This window comes from Rhodovulum iodosum, from assembly GCF_041020385.1.
Lineage (GTDB): Bacteria > Pseudomonadota > Alphaproteobacteria > Rhodobacterales > Rhodobacteraceae > Rhodovulum > Rhodovulum iodosum.
On record NZ_JBEHHI010000002.1, the window covers coordinates 717866 to 744028 of the forward strand.

The window sequence follows — 26163 nt, forward strand, 5'->3', positions numbered from 1 at the left end:
CATTCCAGCGCCAGCATCGCCGGAGAGGCCGAGAGGGCCCCCGCCGGGGACGGCGCCGACGGCCCTATCCGTCAAGCCCCGTCAAGCCGCGCGTCCTACAGCAGCGCCTCGATCAGTGCGCGGGTGTTTTCCGGCGTCATCTCGACCGGGTTGCCGCCGGTCGACGGGTCCTGCAAGGCCGCGGCGACCAGCGTGTCGATATCGGGGTCCGTCACGCCGAGATCGGTCAGGGTTTTCGGAATGCCCAGGCGGGCGTTGAACTCGTCCACGAACAGGCGGAACCCCTCAAACCCGCCCTCGATCCCCAGATAGGCGGCGGCGGCGTCGAAACGGCCGGCAATCGCCGGGGCGTTGAAATTCAGCACCTCGGGCATGCACACGGCGTTGGTGGTTCCGTGATGGGTATGGTGGACCGCCCCGATGGGGTGCGACAGCGCGTGGATCGCCCCCAGCCCTTTCTGAAACGCCGTGGCGCCCATGGCCGCCGCGCTCATCAGATGCGCGCGGGCCTCGATGTCGGTGCCGTCGTCATAGGCGCGCGGCAGATACTCTTTCACCAGCCGCATCCCCTCCAGCGCGATGCCCTGGCTCATCGGGTGGTAATGCGGCGAGGAATAGGCCTCGACGCAGTGGGCGAAGGCGTCCAGCCCGGTGCCCGCGGTGATCGGCCTGGGCATCCCGACGGTCAGTTCGGGGTCGCAGATCACCACGGCCGGCAGCATCCGGGGGTGGAAGATGATCTTCTTTTCGCGGGCGACGGAGTTGGTGATGACCGAGGCGCGCCCGACCTCCGACCCGGTGCCCGCCGTTGTGGGCACCGCGATGATCGGGTGAATGCCGGCGGGGTCGGCGCGGGTCCACCAGTCGCCGATATCCTCGAAATCCCAGATCGGGCGGGTCTGCCCGGCCATGAAGGCCAGCACCTTGCCCAGATCCAGCCCCGAGCCGCCACCGAAGGCGATGACGCCGTCGAAGCCGCCCGCGCGATAGACCTCGAGCCCGGCCGCGACATTGGCCTCGTTGGGGTTGGGGTCGACCTCGGCAAAGATCGCGCGTCCGAGGCCGGCGGCCTCGATCAGGTCGAGGGTCCGCGCGGTGATATCCATCGTCGCGAGGCCCCGGTCGGTCACCAGCAGCGGCCGGGTGATGCAGGCGGCGGCGCAGGCCTGGCCGATCTCGTCGATGCGTCCCGCGCCGAAACGGATCGCGGTGGGGTAGGACCAGTTGGCGGTAAGCGTCATGTCACAGGTTCCGGAGGTGATAGGATTTCGGGCGGGTCAGCGCCGCGTAGGCGAGTTTCGACAGCCCGGCGCCGCGGCCGGTGTCCTTGCAGCCGGTCCAGCACAGCGCCGGGTCCAGATAATCGCAGCGGTTCATGAAGACGGTGCCGGTCTCGATCCGGTCGCCGATGCGTTCGGCGGCCTCGATATCGGCGGTCCAGATCGCCGCGGTCAGGCCGAAGCGGCTGTCGTTCATCAGCGCGATGGCCTCTTCGTCGTCCTTCACCGCCATGATGCCGACGACCGGCCCGAAGCTCTCGTCGCGCATCACCCGCATGTCGTGGGTGACGCCGGTCAGGATCTGCGGCGTCAGGTAGGCGCCGCCGTCATCGGCCTCCATCGGCGCGATATGGGCGGTGGCGCCGGCGGCCACGGCCTCATCAATCTGGGCGCGCACCTCGCGTGCGAACCGGATGTTGGCCATCGGCCCGATGGTGGTGTCGGGGTCCAGCGGGTTGCCCAGCCGCTGCTTTCGTACCCAGGCCACGGCCTTGTCCAGGAAGGCGTCGAAGAGGCTGTCATGCACATAGATCCGCTCGACCCCGCAGCAGCACTGGCCCGAGTTGAACATCGCGCCGTCCATCAGCGTCTCGACCGCCGCGTCCAGATCGGCATCGGCGCGGACATAGCCCGGGTCCTTGCCGCCCAGTTCGGTCGAAACGGGGATGAAGGTGCCCGCCGCGGCGCGCTCCATCGCCTGCCCGCCGCCGACGGAGCCGGTGAAATTGACGAAATCGACCGCGCGCTCGGACAAGAGCGCCGAGGTGGTGTCGTGATCGAGCACGACATTCTGAAAGACGTCCGCGGGCACGCCGGCCTCGTGGAATGCCTCGGCCAGATGTTCGCCGACCTGAAGGGTTTGGGCGGCGTGTTTCAGGATCACCGTGTTGCCGGCGATCAGCGCGGGCGCGACGGTGTTGATCGCGGTCATGTAAGGATAGTTCCATGGCGCGACCACCAGCACCGTGCCCCATGGCACGCGCTTGATCATCCGGTGAAAGCTGTCGCTCGCCTCGATCTCGACCGGCGCCAGCGCCTCTTGGGCGACATCGGCCATGTAGCTCAGCCGCTCGTCGAAACCGCCGTATTCGCCGCCGTAGCGCACCGGGCGGCCCATCTGGTGGGCAAGCTCGCGGGTCATCCGGTCGGTCGACTGGCCGATGATCTGGTTTGCCTTGCGGACAAGGGCGATGCGTTCGGCCAGCGGGCGCGCCGCCCAGCCGGGTTGCGCGGCGCGGGCGCGGGCCGCGGCCTCGAAGGCGGCGTCGCGGCCAAGCGCCGCGCGCGAAAGGTAGACGGAGCCGTCGATGGGCGAGACGAGGTCGATGGTCTTGGTCATGTGGCGCTATCCTCGGCAAAGAGGGTCTGGTTGGGCGGCGGCGACGGGGCGCGGGCCGGGGGCGGCCCTTGCCGGGCACGCGGGACGGGCCGCGCACGGCTCACCGGCCGCATCGCGTGCCCGATGGCATGACTGCCCCGGCTCTTCAAGCCCGTTCGAAGCCGCGGGCGACCTCGTAATCGGTCACGACGGCGTCGAAGGCCTCCTGCTCGACCTCGGCCGCGCGGGTGTAGTGGTCGACCACCTCGTCACCCATCGTCTTGCGCAGCATGTCCGAGCCGCGCAGCGTCGCGGTCGCGGCGCGCAGGGTGTGCGGGAAATCGGCGACCTCGTCCATGCCGTAGATATCGCCCGAGACCGGCTGCGCCAGCTCCAGCCCCTCTTCGATACCCGACAGCCCCGCGGCGAGCTGGCCCGCGCAGGCGAGGTAGGGGTTGATGTCCGAGCCCGGCATCCGGCATTCGATGCGCACGCCCTTGGTGCCATCGCCGACCAGACGATAGGCCGCCGTGCGGTTATCGACCGACCAGGCGATCTTTGTCGGCGCGAAGGTGCCCGGCAGAAAGCGTTTGTAGCTGTTGACGTAGGGCGCCATGAAAAAGGTGATGTCGGGCGAATATTTCAGCAGCCCGGCCACATAGGCGCGCATGGTGGCCGACATCGCCAGTTCTGCCTCGCCGTCGTGAAACGCGTTGTTGCCGTCCTCGCCGGCCAGCGACTGGTGGATATGGGCGGCCGAGCCGACCTTGTCGTGGTGCCATTTGGCGATGAAGCTGGCGGCGTGGCCCTTCTGGTCGGCGATTTCCTTGACGGCCTGCTTGGCGATGACGTGATGATCGGCGGCCAGAACGGCCTCGGCATAGCGGATGTTCAGCTCTTCCTGCCCGGTCTCGGCCTCGCCCTTGGTGTTTTCCACCGGCACGCCCGCCGCGACCAACAGGTTGCGGACCGGCCGCATCACATGCTCTTCCTTGGTCGTCTGCAGGATGTGGTAATCTTCGTTGTAGCCCGAGATCGGCGCCAGATCGCGGAATCCCGCCCGGCGGATGGTATCGAAACTGGCCTCGAACAGGAAGAATTCCAGCTCGGTCGCCATCATCGGCGAGAACCCGAGGCGCGCGGCCCGGGCGACCTGCGCCTTGAGGATCTCACGCGGCGCGATAGGCACGGGCTGGTGCGTGTGGTGGTCGATCAGGTCGCAAAACACCATCGCCGTGCCGTCGAGCCAGGGCACGCGGCGCAGCGTGGACAGGTCGGGGCGCATGACGTAGTCGCCATAGCCCTTTTCCCAACTCGTCGAGGCATAGCCGTCGGGCGTTGCCATCTCGATATCGGTGGCCAGCAGGTAGTTGCAGCAATGCGTTTCGTGATGCGCGCTTTCGACGAAGTTGGAGACGTGGAACCGCTTGCCCATCAGCCGCCCCTGCATGTCGATCAGGCAGACGAGGACGGTGTCGATCTCGCCGCTGGCCGCGGCATCGTTGAGGGCGTCGAAAGTCAGGTTGGCGGTCATGCGGCAGCTCTCCGGTGGCAAGGCGGGCGGCCCCGGTGCGGGGCCGCCCCGATGGTTTTACTCGAAGTTGTACGGAACACCGGCCTGGTTGATCACGCCGTTGTACTCGCGGAAGATGTTCACGATCTTCTGGTGCACCTCGCCCTCCTGGGCGATCTCGTCCCAGAACACCTTGGCCGCGTTCTCGACCTCGGCCCATTCGGCGGCCGGAACCGAGCGCAGGGCGAGCTTTTCGCCGTTTGCGCGCAGCGCGGCCTCACCGCCCCAGTACCACTGGTTGCGGTAGGTGTGGCCTGCCTCGACGCCGGCCATGACGACCGATTTCAGGTGCTCGGGCAGCTCGGCCCAGCGCTCCTGGTTGGCAAACCACGACCCGATCCACGCCCCCGAGATGTTGTTGGTGAGGAAGTAGTCGGTCACGTCGGCCCAGCCCACCGTGTAGTCCTCGGTGATGCCCGACCAGGCCATGCCGTCCAGTTCGCCGGTCTGCACCGCGACCTCGGCATCCTCGTAGGGGATGTTCACCGGAACCACGCCGAACTGCGCCAGGAACCGGCCCGCGGTCGGGAAGGTGTAAAGCTTCAGCCCGTCCAGGTCGGCGACCGAGGTGATTTCCTTCTTGGTGTTGAAGTTGCACGGGTCCTGCCCGGCGGCCGAGAGCCACTGGACGCCCACCTTGGCGTATTCCTCGCGCCAGATATCGGCCAGCCCGTACTGGTTGAACAACACCGGCACGTCGAGAATGTGCTTGGTTGCGAAGGGGAAGTAGCCGCCGAAGACGCGCAGCGGCGTGGGCGAGGCCATCGAGTCGTCATCCGAATGCACGCCGTCGATGGTGCCACGCTGCAACGCCTGGAACAGCTCGCCCGTGGGCACGATCTGGTCGGCGTAGAACAGCTCGATCTCAAGCTCGCCGTTGGCGTTGGCGTTGATGTAGTCGATGGCGGGCTTGGTCACATGTTCGCCCAGCGCGCCGCCGGCATAGGTCTGGAACCGCCAGCGGATCGGCGACTGCGCATGCACGATTGCCGGCGCGGCCAGCGATGCGGGCGCGGCCAGGGCGGCGCCCTTGAGGAATCTGCGTCTCGATGTAGTCATTGTCATACACTCCTTTGTTGGAAGATATGCCCGGGCCGGTTTTTCCGGCCACTCGTTGAATTGATGCTCAATTTCCGTAGACCTTCCCGGGAAGCCACAACGCGATTTCCGGAAAGGCCAGCACCAGGCCCAGCGCGACGGCCATCACGCCGACAAAGGGCACGATCGAGCGGTAGATATCGCCGATCGTGATCTCCGGCGGCGCCATCGCCCGCATCAGGAACAGGTTATAGCCGAAGGGCGGCGTCATGTAGGCGATCTGGCACGTTATCGTATAGAGTACCCCGTACCATACCAGATCGAAGCCCAGCGCGCCCACAAGCGGCACGTAAAGCGGCGCGACGATGACCAGCATCGCCGTGTCGTCGAGAAACGTGCCCATCACCAGAAAGCTGAGCTGCATCAGGATCAGGATCACCCAGGGGTTCAGGCCCAGCTTGACGGTGAACAGGTCCTCGATCGCCTTGACCGCGCCCAGCCCGTCGAACACCGCGCCGAACGCGAGGGCGGCGAGGATGATCCACATGAACATGCAGGTGATGCCGAGCGTCTGCTTGATCGACGTCTCGAAGACGTGCCACGTCATCCGCCCCTTCAGCACCGCGGCGAGGAAGGCCGCGATGGCGCCGATGGCCGAGCTTTCCACCAGCGACGTCCAGCCGTTGACGAAGGGCACCATCATCACCGCGAAGATCCCCACCGGCAGCAGCCCGGCCTGCAACAGCCGCAGCTTTTCGCCCCAGCTTATGTCGGCGCGTTCGTCGGCGGCCATCGCCGGGCCGAGCGCCGGGTTGAGACGGCAGCGAATGGCGATGTAGATGATGAACAGCGCGGCCATCATCAGCCCCGGCACCACGCCCGCCAGCCAAAGCTGCCCCACCGGCTGCCGCGCGATCATGGCGTAAAGGACCAGCACCACCGAGGGTGGCACCAGGATGCCCAGAGACGAGCCCGCCTGGATCACCCCCGTGACCATGCGTTTGTCGTAATTGCGTTTCAACAGCTCGGGCAGCGCGATGGTCGCCCCGATGGCCATGCCGGCGACCGAAAGCCCGTTCATCGCCGAGATCAGCACCATCAGCCCGATCGTGCCGATCGCCAGACCGCCCGACATGCCGCCCATCCAGACATGGAACATCCGGTACAGATCGTCGGCGATCCGCGATTCCGACAGGACATAGCCCATGAAGATGAACATCGGCAGCGTCAGCAGCGGATACCACCGCATGACCTTGATCGCCGCGGAGAAGCCCAGGTCGTAGCCGCCCCGGTCGCCCCACAGAAAGAACGCAGCGACCACCGCGACGAAGCCGATCGCGCCAAAGACGCGCTGCCCGGTCAGCAGCATCACCATCATCGTCGAGAACATGAGGGTCGCGATGACCTCGTAGCTCATCCTCGCCGCCCTCCGTCGAGGTCTTCGGGCGCCATGTGAACGGGCTCGTCGTCTTTCGGGCCCATGTCGTGGCCCCTCAGGCGCAGGATGTCCTTGGCCAGCTCCGAAACCGACTGAAGCAGCATCAGGAAGATGCCGACGACCATGATGGTCTTGATCGGCCAGATATACGGGCGCCACGCCGAGGACGACCGCTCGCCGCCGTACTGGAACGAATACATCAGGCTTTCCCAGCCGCCCCAGAGCAGAAACGCCAGGTAGACGATCAGGAACAGCACCGTCATCGCGTCGACCTGGCTTTTGCGCCGGTCGGTCCATTCCCCGTAAAGCAGATCCATCCGCACATTGGCGCCCATCTGCATCGCGTAGGGCCCGCCGAGGATGTAATAGGCGACCATGGCGAACTGCGCCATTTCCAGCGTCCAGAGCGACGGCACGAAGAAGGTCTTGGAGATGGAGGAATAAAGCAGGATGCCCATCATCACGAAGATGCCGTACATCACGACCCGGCCCACCATCCGGTTGGCACTGTCGACGACGCGCACATAGGCCTTCATTGCGTCGATCATGAGGCCGGCACCCCGGCGGCCAGCGCGGCGGCCAGCATTCCGGCCAGCGCGTCGGCGGCGCGCGCAACCCCGCCCGCGTCGGCCAGCAGATCGTTGCGCAGCTCGATCATCACGCTTGCCGAGCTTGCCTCGCCATGACGCGCCAGCGTGTGGGTCACCCCGTCGGCCGCCGCGTAGGGCTGGTTGAGCTCGGTTCGAAACTCCGTCCCGGCCGCGGCCAGCATGGCGCGGGCAAGCCCCGCCTCGGCGTCGTGCAAGAGACCGATCTCGGTCTCGCGCGGCACCCCGTGCCAGGTGGGGGAAAAGCTGTGCACAGTAACCAGCACCGGTGCCGCGCCCTGCCCCGCGAGCGTCGCCTCGACCGCGCGGTGAAACGGATGATAGACCGCCTGCGCCCGCATCTCGCGGTCGCGCTCGGTCAGGCCGCGGTTTCCCGGTATCTCGATGCGTTCGACCCGGTCGGGGGTGGCCGCCGCCGATGCGGGCGGGCGATTGCAGTCATGCACCAGGCGGGACACCCGCCCCAGGACAAGCGGCGCGTCGAGCCGCGCCGACAACGCGCGCGAGAGCGATTCGGCGCCCGGATCCCAGACCGCGTGCGCGTGGCGGTCGGCCTCGGCCAGGCCCAGCGTTCCGAACGCCTCGGGGATGTGAGCGCTGGCATGGTCGCAGACCAGAACGATACCGCACCGTCCGGACGCATTCACGACCTCGGCGGCTGGCCCTTCGAACGAGCTTTCGGATGGGTCCCCGTAACGCACCGGCACATCTGATCGGTGTGCCGGAATCCTGTCAAGGGTGCTGACACACTATTTCGATCGCGCGCTCAACGGCAAATGAGGCTTTTCTTTCCGCAGCATAGCACCCGACCCCCGGCGCGCGACGCGGCACTATACACCGTGCGTGCGGCCCGGCGCGGCGACTGCCGCCAGGGTTGAAAGAGACGTTGGTATTGCCGCGGATAGCGGCAGACAGGCACCCTCCGGCCCCGCGCTTCGGCGGCAGCCTTCGTGCTTATGCCCGGGCCGCCGGTAAAACGCGCCACCAGTTCCAAGGCGATGTGGCCCGACGCGGGTTTTGGCCTCAAACGCATAATTTCGCCCTTCGCCTGAGGCGGGTTTCATCCTCTTATTGCCCCGATTGGAGCGATGGGTTTCGATTTCCTGCATTAGGTCGTGTCCCGCGTCGCGGTCAAGACCCGCGGAGAACACGGGTTGACCCCAAAAACGTGCATTGCCCGCCGGGCGACAAAAGGTCGAAGAGGTCACAGGGCATGAATTCGCTGCGCTTTCTTTCGCCGCTGATCTTCTCGGCCGCGATGGCGCTGTCCGGGCCTGTCCGGGCCGAGGCGGACGGGCCCGATTTCTTTCGGGTCACCGGGGTGGCGGCCGAAGATGTGCTGAACCTGCGCGCCGCGCCTGCCGCGGATGCCGAGAAGGTGGGGGAGATTCCGCCCGATGGCGACGGCATCCGCAATCTGGGCTGCGAGGGGGGGCTGAGTTTCGCCGAATGGCAGCAGGCCACCGAGGCCGAACGGCAGGCCGCGGCGCGCCAGCGCTGGTGCCAGGTCGCCTATCGCGGGGTCGAGGGCTGGGCCGCCGGCCGGTTCCTGGCCGAGGGCACCGCGCCCGATCTGGACGCGATGCCGGCAAACGCGCAACTGCAGACCTGGCCAATCGCCGAGATCGACGGCCAGCAGCCCCAGGGCGTGCCCGAGATCGTCTTTTCGCCCTCTGGCGGCCTGTCCGGCAGCACCGGATGCAACCGGTTCACCGCCACGGCGCGGCTGGAGGGCGGCGCATTGGTCATCGACGGGCCGGTTGGCGCGACACAGATGGCCTGCCCCGGCGCGCTCGACGCGCAGGAACGCACTGTGCTGGGCATCCTCGCGGGCCCGGTCGCGGTCTCTTACGACCCGTTCGAGGACGCGCTGACGCTGTGGAACGCGGCCGGTACGATGACCCTGCGGCGCACCGACGCCGCGGCGCAGCGCGGGGCCGCGGCCGAGGACGGCGAGACCCCGTCGCGGCATAGCTTTCAGGCCTCCCAGGGCCAGGCGAACGCGTACCTGTCGGTTTTCGGGCTGGAGGGACATCTCAACATCCGGGCCGAGGCGACGACCAGCGCGCCCGTCGTGGCGCGGGCAGTGCCGGGCACGATGTTGCGCAATATCGGCTGCAGCCAGGGTGCATCGCGCCGCTGGTGCGAGGTCGAGACGCTGGACGGCGAACAAGTGCGCGGCTGGGCGGCGGCCGACTATCTGGAACCGGCGAATTCCGCCCTGCGCGCGGGCCTGGGCATCTTCGACGCCATCGGCCGGCTGCCCTGTGCCCAGACCGCGGGCCAGCCCACCGCGCGCTGCGAATTCGGCGTCGCGCGCGACGGCGCCGGATCGGCAACCGTGATCGTCATCCGCCCCGACGGGCGGCAACGGGCGCTGTTTTTCCAAGACGGTGAATTGCTCGGCGCGGATACATCGCAGGCCGACGGATACCCCGAATACGGCGCCACCCGCGAGGCCGACCTGACCTTTGTGCGGGTGGGCGACGAACGCTACGAAATCCCCGATGCCGTGATCTTCGGCGGCTGACCCGAATGCGAAAAGGAGAAATCCCATGCGCATCAAGCTGACCATCGCCGCGGCCCTCGTGACCGCCACGGTCGCGGGCTGCGTCGAAGAAAGCGGCCCCGCCATGGCGCCCGACGACGGGCTGAGCGGCACGCCAGACCAGTTCGCCAGCATGACCGCCCCTTGCGTGGCGCAGGCCGCGCGGCTGACCGGCGTGCCGCAGGGCGCGGTCGTCGTCCTCGACCGTATCCGGACCGGGGGCGGGCCGATCCTGACCCTTCAAGCGGCCGGTGCGCCGTATACCTGCCGGCAAGAGGCCGACGGCAGCGTCACGGTGTTCAGCGAATTTGCGAATTGAGCGCGGAATGTTGACCACGAGATCCACACGCGCCGCGCTCGGGCTGGCCGCCGCGCTGGCGCTGACCCCGGCGGTCGCCGGCGCGACGGCCGACGGCCCCGATTTTTACCGCGTCACCGGCGTCGCGGCGGACGACATGCTGAACCTGCGGCGCGGCCCCGGCACCGGGTTCGAGGTCATCGTCGGCCTGCCGCCCTTGCGCGAGGTCAATCTGCTGTCCCGCGAGGGCAACGGCTGGTGCCTCGTGTCGCTGCGCGAGACGCCGCAACTGCAGGGCTATGTGTCCTGCCGATACCTTGGAGAGTAGCCGCGCCGGCTGCTCGGGCATTTCCATGGCCGCCGTCTGCGGCGGCCGCCCCCAGAGAGAAGGAAGATATCCGATGAAACTGAAAATTGCCTTGGGTGCTGTGGCGCTTGCGGGGCTCGCGGGCTGTGTCGAAGAGACATCCACCGCCACAGCCCCGATGGAGCCGTCCCCGATGGGTCCGCCCTTCATCACCACCTTCGATCCCTCGGTCAGCAACGCGGCGGTGACGGCGTGCCGCAATACGCTGGACGCCCAGACCGACGGCGCCGTCGAGGTCGTCGGCAGCGAGTTTTCCCAGGCCAACACGGCCATCTACATGGTCGTCGGCCCGCAGCGCGCGCCCTGGCGGTGCCTGGTGTCCAGCGACGGCAGCGGCGCGTCGGTCATGTTCATGGGCGACGAAGGTTTCCTTTAAGCGATACCTGCCCGCGGGTCGCCCGCGCCTGGTGCGCCCCGCGGGCAAATCACAAAGGCATCTTCATGCTCGACCATGTCAGCACACCGATCAAATACGCGATCATCGGCTGTATCGCCCTTATCGTGGGATGGTTCATCACGCGTGCGCTTTTCGGCGTCACGAGCACACCCTGGCGGGCCTCCGCCCTCGCCGGCGCCGTGGGCGGGTATATCGGCGGCCTGCTGAAGGAAGGCGGGAGAGGACATGAGGACGATGCCAAGCGGCTGCACGATCGTCACGGTGATTTTCGTCGTGCTTTACCTGTTCGCGCTGGCGCTCCTTCTCATCGGAACATTTGGCCTCTTCGGCCAGGAAAAAGACCCGCTCTCGGGGGTCTTCCTGGTGCCGCTGGGCCTGCCATGGAACCAGTTTCTGGGCGGCTTTTCCGACCGCTGGCTGCCGTGGCTCGCAGCCGGGGCGCCGCTGGTGAATGCCGCGATCCTTATAACTCTATGCCGTATTTTCAAACGCGCGGGCGGAGTGTGAAGACCGAAACAAAAACGGAAAGGACGAAACGATGGGTAAACTTTTGATCGGGCTGGTGATCGGCTTGGTGATCGGCATCGGCGGCGGGGTCATGCTGCTTGGTGCGGGGGTCGGTGCCGGCGCGGGCAGCGGGCTCATGGTGGGCATCTGTTCTGTCACGCAGGCCGCTCAGGACCAGGGGCTCATGACGTCTGAACAGGTCGACCAGGTGCTGGAGGCCGTTCCCGGCGTCCTCGGCAGCGCGATGCCCGAGGGTGCCGAGATGGCGGGTGGCGCCGCGGACTGCGAGGCGTTCATCGCCGAGTTCAAGGCCGCCGCGACCGAATAAACCAAGACAGGCGCGCCGTCCAATACGGGCGGCGCGTTCCACCGGGGGGAAAACGGGCAGAATGAAAAAAGATCGTCTGATTGGAATGAACCGCCGGGCTTTCGTCGCGGGCGCCGGTGGCATCGTGCTGGCGGCCTCGGGCGCGCTGGGCCAGCATGTCTACAAGGAAATCCACCAATTGCTGCCGGGCGAGTTCGTCTGGCACCCCGAACGCCAGCCCGACGGGCCGGTGGCCGTGATCGTCTCGCTCGACGAACAGCGCGTGCATGTCTACCGCAACGGGATACGGATCGCGGTTTCGACCTGCTCGACCGGCAAGCCCGGGCACGAGACGCCCACCGGCGTCTTCGTGGTGCTGCAAAAGGACCGCGACCATCGCTCGTCGACCTACAACAACGCGCCGATGCCGAACACCAACCGCCTGACATGGGACGGGATCGCGCTGCATGCGGGCAACCTGCCGGGGTATCCGGCCTCGCATGGTTGCGTGCGCCTGCCGCTGAAGTTCTCGGCGCTTTTGTTCGAGGTCACCCATCTGGGCACGCCGGTGGTCATCGCCGATAGCCACCATTCCCCGCAGGAGGTGGTGCATCCGGGGCTGATCCTGTCGGGCTATGCCGAGCAGGAGTTCGAGCATGTGCTGGCCACGCTCGACGACAAGAAACACCCGTCGGACTGGGAGCTGGACGACGCGCACCCGATCAGCTCGATGATCGCGTCGTCCTATGACGGCAGGATCCTGGTGATCGAGAACGACCGCGAAGTGGCCGAGGGCAAGCTTTTGTGGGATGGCAAACCGCTGGGCAGCCATGTCTACGTGCTGAAGGGCGCCCATGACGGGCAGAAGGGCATGCATTGGGCAGCGCTGACCTATGGCGCCGACCCGGTCCGCGAGGCGCACGACCTGCGCCGGGTGCGCACCGAGGAACGCTTTGCGGCGGAGCTGCGCGGCTACATCCACCCCGGCATGATCTTCATCCTGACCGACCTGCCGCTGCACCCCGACAGCCGCTCGGGCCGCGATTTCGTCATCATGTCGTGACAAGTCCGGGGCGCGCGGCGCCCTGCCCCGGCCGGTCCGCCGCGACGGCCGGTTGCAACGGCGATGGCTGGCGCGGCCACCCTGCCCCGTTGCCCGGCGGCATTGCCAGGACCGAAGCATCGCATTTTCTTGATTTCCGCCGGGCAGATAGCGGCGATCACCCCCTTCGCCACCCGTTCCCGGGACCGAACTGACAGGACGCAGGGCCTTGTCAGAATGCGAATCGCGCGGAATCATTGAATTCGAAATGAATTGCAGATGAGCTATCCTAAAAGGCGCGGCACGGTCCCGGTGCCGCGTACGAACGGGAGGAAAAGCGTTGGAAGGCGCAAGAATCCGCGATCTGCGCAGACGGCTGGGGATCACCCAGTCGCAACTGGGCGATCAGCTTGGCGTCGACCAAGGCACGGTCAGCCGCTGGGAGCGCGGTGTCGAAAACCCGCGCCCGGCGCGGCAGTCCACGCTGCGCAACATGCTGTTGCGCGACGACGAGCAACGCCACCTCGTGCGCAGCATCAGCCTGGTGAGGAACGACTTGATGCCGGCGACACTGCTCGACAGTCGGCTGCGCCTGCGCGAGGCATCGGCATCGGCGCGGCGTCATTTCCGTGACCGCGGGTGCGAGCCGTCGAAGATGATCGGGACCGGTCTGGACCGTTACGCCGACATGATGGGATTTCCCGAACTGGCCGACCATGTCAGGCATTCCGGGCTGCTTTGCGGCGATGCGCTGCTGTTCCGTTTCACGATCAATTTCCGCGGCAAGGGGCATACGACGGTCTGGGAGCCGATCCTCAAGGACGGCCACCTGGTGCAGGTCCTCAACTACGTGTCGTGCTATTTCGCGTTTCCGGCCAACACCGAGGTTTCGCTGGAGCAGGTCGATGTCGTATCGGCCGACAGCGACGGCGCGATGACCGCGCTGCACCGCGGCACGCGGGCCGACCTGATCGGCGCGCTGGCGCCGCTATACTGAAGACAGCGCTGCCGGCGGGTTTTTCGCCCCAAGGCAACCGGTTAGCTCAGATAGTGCAAGTCTGCGTTGCCCAGAACCTCGTCGAAAAGCGCGGCCTCCCTGATCTCTCCGTCGAAGGCTTTCACAGGATCGGCCGTGCCGTCCCACCGGTCGCGGTAGGCGGCGCCCAGCACCATCTCCGAATCCATGGCGGCGAAATCGACGCCGGTCTCGATCTCGACATCCACCTTGCTGCCGTCGAGGTAAAGGCTGATCATGTCGTCGTCGAAGCTGAAACCGGCGGTGTAGATCTCGCCGTCCTCGATCGTCAAATCGCCGCTGTCGAGCCGCAGGTAGCGGCCGTCCTGGCGCAGTTCCAGCTCCAGCCGGTTGTCGTCGACCTCCAGCCGGTAGCTTCCGTCATCGTCGTATAGCCTGCCGCGAGAGACGATGACCTGCGCCTCGCCGCTGCTCGCCGTGTCGGCCACGAAACTGGCGACGAAGGTGCCCGCATCGCTGGCGCGGCCCGCGGAAAAGACGCGCGCATCGTCGCCGCTGTCGATGGACAGCCCGGCGAATTCGGCGATCGGGTCGGCGTCGAAGGTTTCGTCGGTCACGGCGCGACCGGCCAGGCTGCCATCGGTGACGGCATCGCCCAGAAGCTCGCTCAGCCAGTCGGCCACGGTCGACAGACCTTCGTCCCAGCCGCCGCTCTCGGTCGTCGCGTTGTCGCCGCGAAACCCGAAGCCGAGATTGTAGATCGCGTCGGCCACCTCGCCGACCGCCGACCGGCCGAACAGCGCCGAGCCCGCGTAGCACGCGAGGTCGAAGCCGCTGTCCTCGCCGTGAAGCTCGGCCCAGATGTCGGCGACATTGGCCTTCAGATGCAGCGCGACATCCTTGAGATCGGTGCCCGTCAGCCGCCCGTCGATTGTCACGCGGGTGGCCTCGATCGCATCCAGCAGCAGGGCGTTCAGATCGTCCGCGGCCGCCGCGGCCTCGGCGATCTCGGGGGTCGAAAGCCGCAGGCCCAGCGCGTCGTCGCGGGTGATGATCTCGACCAGCCCGTCCAGCCCGGTGCCCGTGGTGCCGGCCACGTAAGGGTCGGCCGATGCGTCGGTCACCAGCTCGCCCGAGGCGATCTCGCCCGCCAGCGCCGCCTCCAGCCAATAGGCCACGTCGCTGAGCGTCTGGTTGTTGTCTCCGTCCTCGTTGATCAGCCGGCCGTCGCGGTAGCCGAAACCGAGGTGATAGGTCCCGTCCAACACCGTGTTGACCGCGTTCTCGCCAAAGATCCGTGACGACGCCCCGTCGTTCTGCACGAGGTGGAAACCGGTCTCGATGCCGTCCTCGTCGTCGCCATGGGCCCGCGCGAAGGGCCCGCGGCCATCCGCATTGTAGGTCTCGGCGATCCAGTCCGACAGCAGGCGCATGTCGGCGGCGTTGAACTGCCCATCGCGGGCGATGCCCGTGGCGACGACCCCCGCGACGATCATGTGGTTCATCGTGTTGGCCGCCGCGGCACCGCCCCGGATCTCGGCGAGGCTCAGCCTGTGGTTCAGCTCCGCATCCTCCGCGATCGTGGTCACGAAGGCATCCAGCCCGGTTCCCGTATCCCCCGGCGCGACCGGCGCGACATCGGGGTTGGCAAGGCTTTCCATGTCCTCCTGCAAGAGCGCGGTCAGCCAGGCGCCGACATCCTCCAGCCTGGCATTGAGGTCGCCGTCCTCGTTGATCAGCCGGCCGTGTTCGTATCCGAAGACGAGGTGGTAGATGGCGTCGGCGACCGTGTTGATGGCGTTCTCGGCGTAAAGCCGCGAGATGGCGCCGTCGTTCTGGACGAGGTGAAAACCCGTCTCGATCCCGTCCTCGTCATCGCCATGGGCGGCGATGAAGCTGTCGGCGAAGCGGCGGGCGATGTAGTCCGACAGCCCGGCGGTTTCGGCGGCGGTGATTTCGCCGTCATTGGCAAGGCCAAGCGCGCGGATGCCCGACAGGATATGCCCGTTCATCGCGTCCATCGCCTCGGTCGCCTCGACCAGCTCGGCCTCGGGGATACGGTTCGTCAGCTTCATGTCGTGGGCGGCGATCTCGATCAGCCGGTCCAGCCCGGTTTCCGTGGTCGCGGCCGGCAGGCTGTCGTTGCCCGAGACGAGACTGCCCGCCTCGAGGTCCTTGTCGAGGAGCGCGTTCAGCCAGAAGGCCACCTGCTCGACCCGCACATTGCGGTCGCCGTCCTCGTTGATCAGCCTGTCGCCGTCATAGCCGAAGCCCAGGTGATAGATCCCGTCGGCCACGGTGTTGATCGCGGCCTCGCCGAAGGCCCGCACTTCGCCGCCATCGTTCTGGACGCGATGGAACCCGGTTTCGACGCCGTCCTCGTCGTCGCCATGCAGCCGAAGCCAGTCGTCGTAGCGGTTGGCGTTGATCCAGTCGGAGATGTCGTAGACCTCGCCGGCCGAAAGCGCGCCGTCATCGGCCGCGCCCGTGGCCCGTATTGCGTCGATGACGATCGCGTTCATCTGCTCGGCGGCCTCGGCGGCCGCGGCGCGGTCGTCGGCCGAGGTGCGTTCGATCAGCCCGCTGTCGGTTTCGACCCACGCCCAGAGCGTGTCGAGCCCGGTACCCGTCAGCGCGGGCCCATCGCCCGCCGGGTCATAGGCCGGCGCACGCGCATAGGTGTCGATGCTGTCGTAAAGGCGGGAGGCCTCGACGACCTCGTCATCCATCAAGAGCTCAAGCGCCTGATCCCCGCCGTTCTCGAAATAATAGAGGTCGATTTCATAAAGCCCGCCCTCGAACGCCGCCGAGACCTTGGTCGACGCGGTCGCACGGTCGCCGCCGTAGCGCATGACCTCTTCGCCGCCGATATTCAGCGCGAAACCGTCGTCGGAACGCACGGTCAGGCTGTGCCTGCCCGCATCGATCCAGATATAGCCCGACAGGTGCAGGCCCATGGTCTCGACCGCCGCAGCGCCGTTGCCCGAAACGACCGTCGCCTCCTCGCCCAAAAAGTCCGAAAGGCTCTGCTCTCCGCGTCCGCCAAACGCGATGCGCCCGGTCTCGGCGGTGTGGGTCCGGTCGAGCGTGTCGTCCTCGATGCCGCTGATCAGCGCATCGACCGACGAAAAACGACCGTCGGTGTCGTAGATCTCGGCAAAGAGCCCGCTGCCCCGGGTCTGCACCGCACCGTCGGCCAGCGGTTCGGGCGCCCCGGCGCCGGCCGGCGGTTCGGCCCGGTCGAGGCCAAGGATTTCGGTTACGTCGAGGGGCCGGTCGTATACCCGGACGGCGGTGATCTCGCCCTCGAACATATCGCGTTCGGTCAGGGCGTCGTCGCTGGCATACATTCGCGACTCGCCGATGGCGATGGGGTTATCGTTCAGCGCCCATGTAATCACCGCCTCGGCGTCTTCGTCGGCCTTCTCGCCATCGACAAAAAGCTCCGCCCCGCCGGGGCCGAAATTCAGCACGATATCCACGGGCCGCCCCGGAACCACAGCGCCCCGGCCCGAGGACAGCGTCCAGCTCTCATCCGTGTCCTGCAGCCGCGCGTGGACGCGGCCGTCGGCGACCCAGATCGTGGTATGGCCGCCCGCTTCGTAGCCGTGGTGGTCTTTCGACAGCAGCATCCGCGGCTCATACCCGTCCACGCTGTCGGCCGTGAACGAGATCGCGATGGCGCCGGCGTCGATCTCCAGGCCCGCGGCATGGGCGATCTGGGTGCTGCCGGTGCCGCCGGCGACGGTGATCGGGCCCGGCGTCGCGGCCACCAGCGCGTCGGCGAAATCCGCGGGATCGGCGGGCAGCAGGTCGGGATTGACCAGGCTTCCCCCGGCGAGTTCGGTGGCAAGAAGCGCGTTCAGATAGCCCGCGGCATCTTCGGCCGTGCCGACCCAGCGGCCATCGGCGTCGGTCACACCGCTGCCGTGCGACAGGCCGTGGCCCAGGGCATAGATCGTGCGGCCCATGCGGTCGACCGCGTCCTCGCCCTCGACGCGCACGGTCGCGCCTTCGCCCAGCACCTTGCGGAACCCGTCGCCGTCGCGGCTGTCGTCCCCGGCCAGCGCATCCCAGGCCGCAAGCGCATTTTCCGCGATCCACGCGTCGATCAGCCCGATCTCGTAGGCGGTGAAGGTTCCGTCATTGGCCGCGCCGGTCTGCCGAACCGCCTCAAGCAGGATGGCGTTCATCCGGTCGGCGGCCTGGGCCGCCTCCGCCAGGTCGCTGGTGGCAAAGCTGCTGGCAAGACGCGGATCGGCGAACAGCGCATCGGTGAGCCGGTCGAGCCCGGTGCCGGTGCCGGCCACGTCGTAGGGGTTGGCCCTGCCCAGAAGGCTGCCGTCCTTCAGCTCATCCTCCAAAAGGTCCGACAGCCAGTAGGCGAGATCTTCGAGCGAGACGTTGCGGTCGCCGTCCTCGTTGATGATCCGGCCGCCGTCATAGCCGAAGCCCAGGTGGTAGATGCCGTCGGCCACGGTGTCGATCGCGTTCTCGCCATAGGCGCGGGTGACCGAGCCGTCGTTCTGCACCAGGTGGAAACCGGTCTCGATCCCCTCTTCGTCGTCGCCGTGGAAGACCAGCCATTCGTCGTAGCGTTCGGCGTTGATCCAGTCGGCAATGTCCTTCACGTCGCCGGCGGTCAGCGTGCCGTTATAGGCCACGCCGGTGGCCCTGATCGCCGCGACGATGATGTCGTTCATTCCCTGCGCCGCGGCCATCCCGTCGAGGATCTCGTCAAGCGGCAGCCGGCGGTTGAGCTCGGGGTCCTCTTCGACCAGGGCGACGAGCGCGTCGAGGCCGCGCACATCGCGGCGCGTCTCGGGTGCCGTGCGCCACCCTTCCAGATCCTCGGCCAAGAGCTCGTTCAGCCAGTAGGCGACCTGCTCGACGCGCACATTGCGGTCGCCGTCCTCGTTGATCAGCCGGTCGCCCTCATAGCCGAAGACGAGGTGATAGATGCCGTCGGCGATGGTGTTGACGATGTTGTCGCCCCACATCCGCCCCTCGGCCCCGTCGTTCTGAACCCGGTGAAAGCCGGTTTCGACCTCCTCTTCGTCGTCGCCGTGGGCCGCGGCAAAATCGTCGTAATGGGTTCTGCGGATCCAGTCCGACAGCGCGTAGATCTCGGCCGTGCTGAGCGTGCCGTCCTCGCCCAGGTCCAGCGCCTCGATCCCGTCGACGATGATCCGGTTCATCGTGTTCGCAGCCTCGGCGCCGGCGCGGATATCGGCCAGCGGCACGCGCCGCAGCAGGCCCTCGTCGGCCTCGATCATCCCCACCAGATCGTCCAGCCCCGAGCCCGTGGTGGCGGTGCCGGTGGTCGCGGGGCCGTCGAAAACCCCTGCCTCGAGGTCCTTGGCCAGTAGCGCGCTCAGCCAGAACGCAACGTCATCGACCTGCGCGTTGCGGTCGCCGTCCTCGTTGATGAGGTTATGGCCCTCGGTGCCGAATCCGAGGTGGTAAAGCCCGTCGGCCACGGTATCGACGCCCCTCTCGCCCAGAATGCGCGTCGTGCCCCCATCGCTTTGGATAAGGTGAAAACCGGTCTCGATCCCGTGCTCGTCATCGCCGTGGGCAAGCGTCCAGTCGGCGTGGAAATTCGCCTCGATATAGGCGGACAGCGTGTAGATCTCGGCCGCATCGATACCGCCGTCGCCGGCGATTCCGGTGGCCTCTATCGCCTGAAGGATGATGTCGTTCATCGTGGCCATGGCGCGGACCGCCTCGGCGAACTCGGCGCCATCGACCCGGCGGTTCAGCCCCTGGTCGGTCAAGGCCAGGTCGAGCAGCAGGTCGAGCCCAGTGCCGCTCATCGTGATGCCCTCGGGCGCGAGCTGGATGTCGACGAGATCGGATTCGATGCGCGGGAAATTGACGTAGGTGGCGAGCGACATGGCGGGGCTCCTGTCGACCTGACGGAGGTCTTGTTCGATGCGGGCGCGGGCTGGCCGTCAGGCGGCGTCAACGCGTCGGGCAAAGTCCCGACGAGAGTGCCGTAGCCGGCAATTTGGACCATTTATGGGCAGTCGGCGCGCCGCCCGGCGGGTTGCCCCCTGCCCTGCGGGCGCGAGAAAACCGACGCAAATCATTATTTTTATAAATATTCTTCCAAACAGCGGCTTGGTTGTGTTGCCGGTTTGGAAAACAGTCTGTTTCCCGGGCTCATCAGACCCGCCAAGACTGCGCCATCGGCCCGTGCAGCCAATACCTGGCGCGGGCCCGGCACCCGTTCCTGCACGGCAAATCCGAACCGGCCTCGCAGATGCCGCTCCGGCGGGCACCTGCCGACGCCAAACAACATCATGTTATGGATTAAGCATGCGTGACATTACATTGCTTATTATTATTTTTCATTAGCCTGCAATGCCCTTCACGATCCATGCCGCGCGCCTCTGTCAGGCCAGCAGGTCGAAGACCTCACCGCCGATCTCGATGTTCAGGCTGGCCTCGCCGCCGCCGTCGACCAGCGCCCAGACGATCAGGCCCGCAGGACGGTAGACGACGAACGCCTCTTGCACGTCGTCATCGCCCGACCGCCCGGTTTCGGGCGACGAGGTATGGGTGAACTGGACGTTGAAATCGTCCGCCGAGGCACCGGACTGCCCAAAGAGCAGCACGTCGCCTTCGGCGGCGCTGTAGTCCTGGATCCAGTCGGACCCGTGGTCGGCGATGCCGAGATGGTAGAACTTGTCCGCCCCGGCCCCGCCGTTGATCCGGTCGAAGCCGAAGCCGCCGTTGACGAAATCATCGCCCTCGCCGCCGAAGACAAGGTCCGACAGCGCCGAGCCGGTGATCGTGTCGTTGCCGTCCTGGCCCTGCAACTCGTCGGCGCCGAAACCGCCGGCGATGATATCGTTGCCACCCTGGCCGAAGACCGCGTCGTTGCCGTAGCCCGCGTCGACCCGGTCGTCGCCCGCACCTGCGTAGATCTCGTCGCGGCGATCCGCGTCGGTGTCGCCGCCATAGATCGTGTCGTTTCCATCCCCGCCGTTGACCGTGTCGGTGCCGTCGCCGGCAAAGATCGTGTCGTCATCCTCTTCGCCCAGCAGACGGTCGGCGCCGCCGCGCCCGCGCAGGATGTCGGCAAAGCCGGTGCCGCGCAGGGTCTCTCCCGCTTCGGTGCCGCTCAGCACCACCCCCTCGAAACCGCCCAGGCCCGAGCGCGGCGTTTCGGCGGCCGAGGCGAGATAGCTGTCGTCACCGGAGATCACCAGGTCCAGCACCGCGTTGTCGAACCGCTGCGTGCCCTCGATCAGCCCGTAGGCGCGCGCCGCGGCCGCGGCTGCCGCCACCGCGTCGGTGTCGAGATCGGCCAGCGTCACGGCCGACGCCGGATACTCGGCGCGGTAAAAGCTTCTGAGGCTTTCGCCCGTATCATAGGTGAACAGGCTGTCGGCGAATTCGGCCACCCGCCAGTCGTCGCGGTAGGCGCCGTAGAGGTCGTCATAGGCCAGCGGCCGGGCCAGCACGGTGCCGTCGGCCAGCGCCACGTCGTTGTCGGGGTCGGCGTCGGCATTGCCCAGCAGCCCCTCGACATCGCCCACAAGCTCGGCGTTGGCCCGCACGGCGACATCCACCCGGCCGTCGCGCACATCGACCATCATCCGGCTGTCGCCCGCGTTCACGATGCCGTCGCGGCCCGAATAGACCACCGTGTAGCTGTCGTCTTCGCGGTAGATCCGCCCCGCGCCCACGGCGACCGAGCCGAAATTCTCGATCTCCGTCGCCACGCCGTCGATCAGCACCGGCTGGGCATCGGCCCCGTCGATCATCACGACCGCGTCGCCCACGCGCATCGCCACCGCCTCGATCACCGTCAGGTCGTCACTCACCGGGGTGAAGCGGCCCTGGATCTCGAAGCCGGCATCGCCGATGCCGCGCGACAGCACGAACTCGCCCGCGGCGTGGAAGTCGTAGTCGAACCCGTCCAGCGTCGACAGGTGCGGGTCGCCCGAGGTCCAGCCGGTGGCGCCGCGGTCGGGCAAGGGCGGGATGTCGGCGCTGACGATGTCGCCCGAGCGCACGTTGAACAGCCACCGGCCCACGTCGCCGGTATTGCCCTCGGTCTCGTCCAGCGCCAGGATCGCCGCCTGGTCGCCCGAGGCGGGCAGCTCGAAATAGGCGTCCGGGCTGCCGGTGCCGGCGGTATAACCCGCCCGCGCCACGGTGCCGCCCAGCCCGTCGGTGCCGCCGCTGGCGCTGCCGGTGGTCCAGTTGATCTCTTCGTAGCGGAACTCGATGTCGAAATCGCCGCCGCCGCGGTCGCTCAGGATCAGCTGGAAGGCGTTCAGCTTGTTGGTGGCGTAGCTGTAATACCCCACATCATCCCAGGTGATCACGACCCGGTCATTGACCATGTCGAAGTCGTAATAGACCAGGTTTGTGCCCATCGAGTTGCCGCCCGGCGTCGCCTCGACCGCACCGCCGCGCGTGTCGACATCGGCGAAGAAGGGAGAGATCTCGGGGTTGCCGCTATCCTCGGTGATCGCGGTGGGGGTGAAGGTGCTGCGCGCGCCGTTGAAGGTCACGCTGCCGTTGTTGTTCACCCAGAGCGTCGTGAACTCGCGCCCGAAAAAGTTGACCCCGCTCTCGAAGATCGACGTGATATCGACCTCCATGGTCGAGCCGTCGTCGTTGCGGGCCAGAAACTGTTCGCCGAACCCGGCGTCGCCGCCGAGCCCCGCAACGAGCGCAACCCCTGCTTCGCCCTCTGCCATATACCGGCCTCCTTGCCCTCGACCTGCCTGCGGTATCGCGCCCAAGGGGCGCCGGCGTCCTTTGTCGGCTCATCACCTGCGGGCACGGGTTTCGAAAGCCTGCACCGGGCCGCCCCTTGCGTATGAGCATCATTTTCTGTCGAAAATGTGACATCGCCCCGGCCGCGGGCCGCCGAGCGCCCAGGCACCGCGGCCGCGCCCACGGCCGTGCCGCGACCCGAAACGCATCTTTTCGCCCTGCCAAGCGGCATGGCTCTGTGCTCATTATGGTTGCACGCCGAGATGGCGCGGAGAGATGCGCCGTGCTGTCGGCAGATACAAGCGGGGCACGCGCGATGAAGCGGCGATTTGCGATGTGGGTGCTGTTGCCGGCACTTCCCGGCATCGAGCCTGCGCAGGCGCAACAGGGCCCGGGCGCCGGCCCCATCACCGTGCCGACCGACCGGGGGTGTCGGCAAACCCGCCCCTCGCGGCCGGATCGAGGCACCGGGAGGCCGGGGCGCCCCGGATGGCCGGACCAAAGATCTTTCGTATCTCGTCCTGAACGGCCCCGGCCTGGCCGCCTGCACCGATCCGGTGATCGCTGTCCATGGCGGGCCCGATGCCGATCTGCCGGCCCTGTGCAGGGCCTCATGTTCTCCCACCAAATAGGAGAATATCAATGATTTGCCGTCCGATCTTCCGGTTGCCCGCGGCCGCGTCGCTCGCGCTTGCGCTTGCCGTGGCAGCAAGTGTGGCCTACGCGCCATCCGCTCTTGCGCAGGATCGCGTCGATATCCGGTTCGAGCCCGGCGCGACGAGTACCGCGATCAACGGAACGGTGCGCGGGGACGAATACATCGATTATGTCGTGAACGCGCGCGGCGGACAGACCATGGTGGTGTCGCTGGCGGTCACCGGCACGAATGGAAACGGCTCGGCCTATTTCAACATCCTGCCCGCCGGTCAGGATTACGGCGGGCCGTTCATCGGCAGCTCCGAAGGCAGGCGGGCGGAAATCACCGTGCCCTCCGACGGCGACTGGGCGATCCGTGTCTACCTGATGGGCAACGACCGCGACACCGGCAAGACCGTCGGCTACTCGATGGACGTCTACATCGCCCCGTCCGGGGCCGCCGGCGGCAGCGGCAGTTCTTCCGCCTCGATGCCCTCGGGGCCGCGCGCCGCGCTGCCGCCGAACGGGCCGGCGTTTTGGGATGTCAGAGTGACCGGCAGTTTGAACGTGCGGCAGGCGCCGTCGACCTCGGCCACCATCGTTGCGCGGCTTCCCTCGGGCATGCGCGTGGAAAACCGCGGTTGCCTCGACAACGAGGGGCGGACGTGGTGCGAGATCGCCGATGGCGATGCCAGCGGATGGGCCGTGGTGGATTTCCTGATGCCGGCATCCGGCGCGTCGGGCGAGAACACGGCGACCGCAGATGATGGCGGCGGCGCGATGGCCGGGGCGCTTCCCTCCGACATCCCGACCGTGACCGGCGACGTGCGCGTGCAGTTCGCACCGGGCACGAGCGGTGCGCGCTACATCAACCGGCTGGGGTCGGGTCAGGCGGTCACCTACGTTCTGAACGCCCGCGACGGCCAGTTCCTGACCGTCGATCTGCAAGGCGAGACCCGCAACCTCGACTACATCATCTACGTGCCCAGCGGGAACATTCTCGATCAGGCTTCCCAGTCCAGCTTCCGCTATTACGGCCAGCTCTACCAGTCGGGGGATCACCGGGTGGAGGTCTTCTACAACGGCAACCAGGGTACATACGCGGATTTCGCGATCACCTTCGAGATCCGGTAAGCGACGACCACGGCGGCGTGCGCGGCAGCGCGCCTTCGCCCTGAATGGAGGAAAACATCATGAAAACGCAGAAATCTCGGGGCAGCCGCCGGCCGATGGCACGCCTGATGGCAGTGGCCCTGCCGCTCGTCACCGCCGGGCCGGCGCTTGCCCAGGACGAAACCGCCCAGGCGGTCGGAACGCTGCAGGGCGGCTTCATCGGGCTTCTGATCGTGGTCGTCATCGGTGCCGTCGTCGGCTGGGTGGCAAGCCTGATCGTCAAGGGCAGCGGCTCGGGCTTTTTGGGCGATGTCCTGTTCGGGATCGGCGGCTCGATCCTTGCGGGCTATGTCCTGCCGCTGCTGGGCATTTCGATCGGCGGGACCCTGGGCAGCCTGATCGCGGCCGTGATCGGCGCCGTCGCGCTCATCCTGATCGTCCGGCTGATCAGGAAGGCGGCCAGGTGAGCCGAACGGCCCGCCGGTTCGACGTCGTTCATAGCGCGATTTCGGTCCGGGTTTGATGGGCAACCGGCGCGTACTGTGCGCCGGCGCGTGGCTGGGACCGGCGGGCCGGCGCCTGTGCCGGTGTCATCGGCGCCGGCGCGGGCTCAGTGCGTCAGGCGTGCCCGGCCGGATGCCTCGCTCCAACCGACAAAGCGTTCGGGGGGGATGGGCCGGCGGCCGGCGACACGTTCCACGGCGAGGCGGATGTCGTCGGGGCTGTCGGCCTTGAGCGCCGCGTCGACAAAGAGTTGTTCGAGCACGTCCTGCTGCGCGTGGCTGCCGCCGAGCCGGCCCATCCCGCCGAGGACCGGACGCATGAGGTCGAGCGCCTCGGCGTGGCGGCCCGCGGCGTGGGCCAGTTGCGCCTCGGCAATGGGCAATGCGTAGTCGCGCACCAGCGGCGGCAGGGTGCCGCGCCCGTTGGCAAAGCCGCGCATCGCCTCGACCATGCGTTCGGCGGCGGCGGTCCGGCCTGTGGCGGTCAGCGCCATCATCCAGTGCGGCAAGGTGAATGTCGACGCGCAGTCGCCTATTCTCGTCTCGGCCTTGTCGGCGAGCTCTTCCCAGCGATCGCCGACATCGACGCCCAGGCGCGCCAGCCGGAACAGCATCGAGGCCGCGTTCTGAACGTCGATATAGACGTCCGGAGAGGCGACGGTCAGCGGCGCATCCAGATCGCGGAACCGGGTGTCGTAAAGCGTAAGCGCGCCCTGGTAGTCGCCGTGTTCGAGCTTGAAGAGCGCGCAGTGCCACCAGAGGTGATGCTGCATGTTGTGGCTGCCCTCCCAGTTCGGGGCGAGCGCCAGCAGCCATTGAACGCCCTCGGTCCGCCGGCCCTGGCTCTCCAGTACGTGGGCGACCGCGTGCGCGGCCCACAGATCGCCCGGGTCGAGCTCGATGGCGCGCCGGCCCGACGGTTCGGCGGCGATGAAATCGCCCACCTCTTCGTGCGCGAAGGCGTGACAGGCCAGGACCGCCGAGTATCCGGGGATATCCTCGGACCACGCGGGAAGGATGCGGTCGACGGACCCGGCCATCGCACTCGGGCGGCCAAGCCAGAAATAGAGAAAATGCGCCAGCCGGAAGGCCACCACATCCAGCGGATACTCGTCGAGTATGGATTCCCAGATCGTCAGCGTGCGGTCCAGCTCGCCCTCCGACCATGCCGTCAGGGCGTCGATGTGGCGCCGCTCGCGCGCGGTGGCGCCGTCGGCATGCGCGCGGGCGGTCCGGGCGGCATCTCTTGCGACGGGGATCATCGCCTCCTTGAAGGCCAGCATGGCGAAATAGCCGCGCAGGCAATGGGCCATCGCGAATTCGGGATCGGCCTCCAGCAGCGCGTCGAGGCGCGCGCCGGTGTCCGCGCGCTGTGACAGGTAGCCGACGACCAGGTGATCGTAGGCCGGCCCGCCCGCGGCATTCGTCGAAATCTCAAGCCCCCGGATATCGTGCTGCATGTCGCGTCTCCCTTG

Annotated in this window: 20 protein-coding genes; 10 read left to right on the forward strand and 10 right to left on the reverse strand. The window is 67.2% G+C overall.

Annotated features, from left to right (window positions below; genetic code table 11):
• Nucleotides 1–95: 95 nt before the first annotated feature.
• From Ga0609869_RS12585 to Ga0609869_RS12615, 7 genes are all read right to left on the reverse strand, one after another.
• Complete coding sequence (locus Ga0609869_RS12585) at nucleotides 96–1241, reverse strand: iron-containing alcohol dehydrogenase (protein WP_125402980.1); 1146 nt, start codon at nucleotides 1239–1241, stop codon at nucleotides 96–98.
• A 1-nt stretch (nucleotide 1242) separates the two neighbouring features.
• A complete protein-coding gene (locus Ga0609869_RS12590; RefSeq protein ID WP_125402979.1) occupies nucleotides 1243–2619 on the reverse strand; it encodes an aldehyde dehydrogenase family protein in 1377 nt (458 codons plus the stop codon).
• Nucleotides 2620–2764: 145 nt separating this feature from the next.
• Nucleotides 2765–4132: a glutamine synthetase family protein gene (locus Ga0609869_RS12595; RefSeq protein WP_125402978.1), complete on the reverse strand. Its 1368-nt coding sequence runs from the start codon at nucleotides 4130–4132 to the stop codon at nucleotides 2765–2767.
• Nucleotides 4133–4189: 57 nt separating this feature from the next.
• Nucleotides 4190–5230 carry a TRAP transporter substrate-binding protein gene (locus Ga0609869_RS12600; protein ID WP_125402977.1) on the reverse strand — a complete coding sequence of 347 codons (1041 nt, stop codon included), beginning with the start codon at nucleotides 5228–5230 and terminating at the stop codon, nucleotides 4190–4192.
• Between the two features lie 67 nt (nucleotides 5231–5297).
• Entirely contained in the window at nucleotides 5298–6626 is a 1329-nt protein-coding gene (locus Ga0609869_RS12605; protein WP_125402976.1) for a TRAP transporter large permease, read from the reverse strand.
• Complete coding sequence (locus Ga0609869_RS12610) at nucleotides 6623–7195, reverse strand: TRAP transporter small permease subunit (protein ID WP_125402975.1); 573 nt, start codon at nucleotides 7193–7195, stop codon at nucleotides 6623–6625. The genes Ga0609869_RS12605 and Ga0609869_RS12610 overlap by 4 nt, the downstream gene beginning before the upstream one ends.
• Complete coding sequence (locus tag Ga0609869_RS12615) at nucleotides 7192–7956, reverse strand: N-formylglutamate amidohydrolase (protein WP_125402974.1); 765 nt, start codon at nucleotides 7954–7956, stop codon at nucleotides 7192–7194. Before Ga0609869_RS12615 ends, Ga0609869_RS12610 begins: the two co-directional genes overlap by 4 nt.
• Before the next feature lie 512 nt (nucleotides 7957–8468).
• Between Ga0609869_RS12615 and Ga0609869_RS12620 the strand changes: the two genes are divergently transcribed.
• The 8 genes from Ga0609869_RS12620 (at nucleotide 8469) to Ga0609869_RS12655 (ending at nucleotide 13718) form a co-directional block, all read left to right on the forward strand.
• Nucleotides 8469–9785 carry an META domain-containing protein gene (locus Ga0609869_RS12620; protein WP_125402973.1) on the forward strand — a complete coding sequence of 439 codons (1317 nt, stop codon included), beginning with the start codon at nucleotides 8469–8471 and terminating at the stop codon, nucleotides 9783–9785.
• A gap of 25 nt (nucleotides 9786–9810) precedes the next feature.
• A complete protein-coding gene (locus Ga0609869_RS12625) occupies nucleotides 9811–10122 on the forward strand; it encodes a hypothetical protein (protein ID WP_125402972.1) in 312 nt (103 codons plus the stop codon).
• A 7-nt stretch (nucleotides 10123–10129) separates the two neighbouring features.
• Entirely contained in the window at nucleotides 10130–10429 is a 300-nt protein-coding gene (locus Ga0609869_RS12630; RefSeq protein ID WP_125402971.1) for an SH3 domain-containing protein, read from the forward strand.
• 73 nt (nucleotides 10430–10502) lie between these two features.
• A complete protein-coding gene (locus tag Ga0609869_RS12635; RefSeq protein ID WP_125402970.1) occupies nucleotides 10503–10844 on the forward strand; it encodes a hypothetical protein in 342 nt (113 codons plus the stop codon).
• 246 nt (nucleotides 10845–11090) lie between these two features.
• Nucleotides 11091–11372 (forward strand): hypothetical protein, encoded by a 282-nt coding sequence (locus Ga0609869_RS12640; RefSeq protein WP_245972073.1) that lies wholly within the window; start codon nucleotides 11091–11093, stop codon nucleotides 11370–11372.
• 31 nt (nucleotides 11373–11403) lie between these two features.
• Nucleotides 11404–11700: a hypothetical protein gene (locus Ga0609869_RS12645; protein ID WP_125402969.1), complete on the forward strand. Its 297-nt coding sequence runs from the start codon at nucleotides 11404–11406 to the stop codon at nucleotides 11698–11700.
• An 85-nt stretch (nucleotides 11701–11785) separates the two neighbouring features.
• Complete coding sequence (locus Ga0609869_RS12650) at nucleotides 11786–12742, forward strand: L,D-transpeptidase (RefSeq protein ID WP_125402968.1); 957 nt, start codon at nucleotides 11786–11788, stop codon at nucleotides 12740–12742.
• 319 nt (nucleotides 12743–13061) lie between these two features.
• The gene (locus tag Ga0609869_RS12655; protein WP_125402967.1) at nucleotides 13062–13718 is read left to right on the forward strand and encodes a helix-turn-helix domain-containing protein; all 657 of its coding nucleotides are present in this window, start codon (nucleotides 13062–13064) and stop codon (nucleotides 13716–13718) included.
• 41 nt (nucleotides 13719–13759) lie between these two features.
• On the opposite strand, the gene Ga0609869_RS12660 is transcribed toward Ga0609869_RS12655, so the two are convergent.
• Together Ga0609869_RS12660 and Ga0609869_RS12665 are read right to left on the reverse strand one after the other, a co-directional pair.
• The gene (locus tag Ga0609869_RS12660) at nucleotides 13760–19594 is read right to left on the reverse strand and encodes a LamG-like jellyroll fold domain-containing protein (RefSeq protein ID WP_125402966.1); all 5835 of its coding nucleotides are present in this window, start codon (nucleotides 19592–19594) and stop codon (nucleotides 13760–13762) included.
• Nucleotides 19595–20095: 501 nt separating this feature from the next.
• Nucleotides 20096–22417, reverse strand: coding sequence for a nidogen-like domain-containing protein (locus tag Ga0609869_RS12665; RefSeq protein ID WP_369022867.1), 2322 nt, complete (start codon nucleotides 22415–22417; stop codon nucleotides 20096–20098).
• A gap of 721 nt (nucleotides 22418–23138) precedes the next feature.
• Here Ga0609869_RS12665 and Ga0609869_RS12670 point away from each other — a divergent pair.
• Together Ga0609869_RS12670 and Ga0609869_RS12675 are read left to right on the forward strand one after the other, a co-directional pair.
• On the forward strand, nucleotides 23139–24206 hold the full coding sequence (locus tag Ga0609869_RS12670) for an SH3 domain-containing protein (RefSeq protein ID WP_245972068.1): 1068 nt from the start codon (nucleotides 23139–23141) through the stop codon (nucleotides 24204–24206).
• A 95-nt stretch (nucleotides 24207–24301) separates the two neighbouring features.
• The gene (locus Ga0609869_RS12675; protein WP_211336762.1) at nucleotides 24302–24652 is read left to right on the forward strand and encodes a GlsB/YeaQ/YmgE family stress response membrane protein; all 351 of its coding nucleotides are present in this window, start codon (nucleotides 24302–24304) and stop codon (nucleotides 24650–24652) included.
• A gap of 143 nt (nucleotides 24653–24795) precedes the next feature.
• Here Ga0609869_RS12675 and Ga0609869_RS12680 read toward each other — a convergent pair whose 3' ends face one another.
• The gene (locus tag Ga0609869_RS12680) at nucleotides 24796–26148 is read right to left on the reverse strand and encodes a tetratricopeptide repeat protein (RefSeq protein WP_125402917.1); all 1353 of its coding nucleotides are present in this window, start codon (nucleotides 26146–26148) and stop codon (nucleotides 24796–24798) included.
• Between the last annotated feature and the right edge of the window lie 15 nt (nucleotides 26149–26163).

Bases quoted from the DNA above. Each gene is read 5' to 3' on its own strand.
- Ga0609869_RS12585 (WP_125402980.1), bottom strand. From the start codon at position 1,241: ATGACGCTTACCGCCAACTGGTCCTACCCCACCGCGATCCGTTTCGGC.
- Ga0609869_RS12590 (WP_125402979.1), bottom strand. From the start codon at position 2,619: ATGACCAAGACCATCGACCTCGTCTCGCCCATCGACGGCTCCGTCTAC.
- Ga0609869_RS12595 (WP_125402978.1), bottom strand. From the start codon at position 4,132: ATGACCGCCAACCTGACTTTCGACGCCCTCAACGATGCCGCGGCCAGC.
- Ga0609869_RS12600 (WP_125402977.1), bottom strand. From the start codon at position 5,230: ATGACTACATCGAGACGCAGATTCCTCAAGGGCGCCGCCCTGGCCGCG.
- Ga0609869_RS12605 (WP_125402976.1), bottom strand. From the start codon at position 6,626: ATGAGCTACGAGGTCATCGCGACCCTCATGTTCTCGACGATGATGGTG.
- Ga0609869_RS12610 (WP_125402975.1), bottom strand. From the start codon at position 7,195: ATGATCGACGCAATGAAGGCCTATGTGCGCGTCGTCGACAGTGCCAAC.
- Ga0609869_RS12620 (WP_125402973.1), top strand. From the start codon at position 8,469: ATGAATTCGCTGCGCTTTCTTTCGCCGCTGATCTTCTCGGCCGCGATG.
- Ga0609869_RS12625 (WP_125402972.1), top strand. From the start codon at position 9,811: ATGCGCATCAAGCTGACCATCGCCGCGGCCCTCGTGACCGCCACGGTC.
- Ga0609869_RS12630 (WP_125402971.1), top strand. From the start codon at position 10,130: ATGTTGACCACGAGATCCACACGCGCCGCGCTCGGGCTGGCCGCCGCG.
- Ga0609869_RS12635 (WP_125402970.1), top strand. From the start codon at position 10,503: ATGAAACTGAAAATTGCCTTGGGTGCTGTGGCGCTTGCGGGGCTCGCG.
- Ga0609869_RS12640 (WP_245972073.1), top strand. From the start codon at position 11,091: ATGAGGACGATGCCAAGCGGCTGCACGATCGTCACGGTGATTTTCGTC.
- Ga0609869_RS12645 (WP_125402969.1), top strand. From the start codon at position 11,404: ATGGGTAAACTTTTGATCGGGCTGGTGATCGGCTTGGTGATCGGCATC.
- Ga0609869_RS12650 (WP_125402968.1), top strand. From the start codon at position 11,786: ATGAACCGCCGGGCTTTCGTCGCGGGCGCCGGTGGCATCGTGCTGGCG.
- Ga0609869_RS12660 (WP_125402966.1), bottom strand. From the start codon at position 19,594: ATGTCGCTCGCCACCTACGTCAATTTCCCGCGCATCGAATCCGATCTC.
- Ga0609869_RS12665 (WP_369022867.1), bottom strand. From the start codon at position 22,417: ATGGCAGAGGGCGAAGCAGGGGTTGCGCTCGTTGCGGGGCTCGGCGGC.
- Ga0609869_RS12675 (WP_211336762.1), top strand. From the start codon at position 24,302: ATGGCACGCCTGATGGCAGTGGCCCTGCCGCTCGTCACCGCCGGGCCG.
- Ga0609869_RS12680 (WP_125402917.1), bottom strand. From the start codon at position 26,148: ATGCAGCACGATATCCGGGGGCTTGAGATTTCGACGAATGCCGCGGGC.